The sequence below is a fragment of the Thomasclavelia sp. genome (assembly GCF_047249845.1).
GTDB lineage: Bacteria > Bacillota_I > Bacilli_A > Erysipelotrichales > Coprobacillaceae > Thomasclavelia.
In genome coordinates, this window is sequence record NZ_JBKTWO010000164.1 from 1 (window position 1) to 1,822 (window position 1,822).

Consider the following 1,822-nt stretch of genomic DNA (forward strand, 5'->3'; position numbering starts at 1 on the left):
TATGTGATTGACATAAATTAATAGTCCCAACACTATAACTCCAATAATAACTACTCCAATCCATCCAATTGATTGTAACAGTATTGTAAATAATGCTACAGGCCATAAGCCACAGTTAACTGATGTAACTAAACCAACTGTACCAACATTATATTCTGCTAATTTAAATACATTTGTAATAACTGGTGCTAGCCAGGTTGACAAATATAACATTGTCACCATATATAAACTGCAGCCTAAAATACTTCTCACAATATTTCCTTTAAAGAAAGGAACCATTAATGCAATAGCAAATGCATAAAAAGCTAAGTCGCCAAATGGTAATGTTTTATTGCCTGGTAAAATAATTGCTAATAATAGTGATACAGGTACCATAATTAATGTAGTTGTCATAACTGTCGGATGCCCAACAGTAAGCGCTGCATCCATACCAATGTTAACAGTACGACCATTTAAATGCTTATTTGTCCAAGTTTTTGCGGCCTCAGCAACTGGCATTAGACCCTCCATAAACTTTGCAACCATTTTTGGCATAATTTTCATAACAGCTGCTGTTGTCATTCATAATTGACCAATTTTGGCAACATCATACCCTGCCAAAATACCTACACCTATACCAATAAATAATCCCATAATAACTGTATCTCCAAAGATACCAAATTTTTTACCAATTGTTTCTGCATCTGCATCAATTCTATTCAGACCTGGAATATGATCAAATAACCAATTAACAGGAATTGCAAAAATCGTTCCACATAAAGCCATCATATGTGTAATAGCAATACCAGGATACCCAAAGAAATTGCTGATTTTCTCTTGAAATAAGTCTGCAAGTAACCATTGAATCATAAGTGCTACTATAATTCCTAAGAGACCAACCCAAAAACTTCCACTAATTGCATTAGCAACTAACCCCAAGAACGCTGGGAACCAAAAATTCCAAATATCTACATTTAATGTTTTTGTCCAACCAAGCATAACAAACACTAAATTAAGTCCTAATGAAATTAGTATAATACAAATACCTAATGTTGTAGAAAATGCAAGCGGCCCTCCAACTCCACAACCAATATCCATAATACTTAATGAGTTACCATATTTTTCTCCCATTGTTTGAATAGCTGTTCCCAAATTTGATGATAGCAAACCAATAACTAAATCCAAACCAATAGAACCAATACCAACTGTAATCCCAGAAATAATTGCCTTTGATAATTTAACCCCAAAAAATAATGCTATAATAATTATTATAATCGGCAGGAAAACTGTTGATCCCAGACCAATAAACCATTGTAATGCTTCAACCATTTTTTTACCCTCTCTTAATAAATTCCATTTCTATTTAAAATACCCATAAATTCTTCTTCGTTTTCACATTGTTTAAGTGCATTAATTGCTTCTTTATTCTGAAACAATGCGATTAAATTTTGTAATATTTGTACTTGTTCATGCGGTTGACTCATAGCTAACATAAATACTAGTTCAACTTTTATTTTTTCATTTTTATCTCCCATGTTTAAAAACTCAACAGGTTGATTCAATGATGCAAAGCAGATCTGTGAATAATTAACCTTGCTTGAATCAGTGTGAGGAATCGCAAATCCTATATCATTAATCAATAATCCCGTTGGATATTCTTCCTCACGTTCTTTAATTCCTTCTAAATAATCACTTTTAACTACACCAGCTTGAAACATTGTTTTGAACATTGTTTCAAACAATTCATCCTGAGTAGCAAATATTTGATGAAACATACATAATCTTTTATCAAAATACATAAATTTCCCCCTCTATTACTTATAAAATAAATCTATCATTGCAT

1 protein-coding gene and 1 pseudogene are annotated in these 1,822 nt (G+C 32.1%); both read right to left on the bottom strand.

Annotated features, from left to right (window positions below; translation table 11 throughout):
• A pseudogene (locus ACLR9T_RS14360) lies at window positions 1-1,308 on the bottom strand (PTS galactitol transporter subunit IIC); the annotation flags it as partial.
• A 14-nt stretch (window positions 1,309-1,322) separates the two neighbouring features.
• Complete coding sequence (locus ACLR9T_RS14365) at window positions 1,323-1,778, bottom strand: PTS sugar transporter subunit IIA (protein WP_008792888.1); 456 nt, start codon at window positions 1,776-1,778, stop codon at window positions 1,323-1,325.
• Window positions 1,779-1,822: the final 44 nt, after the last annotated feature.

Coding starts and splice junctions, on each gene's coding strand:
- ACLR9T_RS14365 (WP_008792888.1), bottom strand. CDS start 1,778: ATGTATTTTGATAAAAGATTATGTATGTTTCATCAAATATTTGCTACT.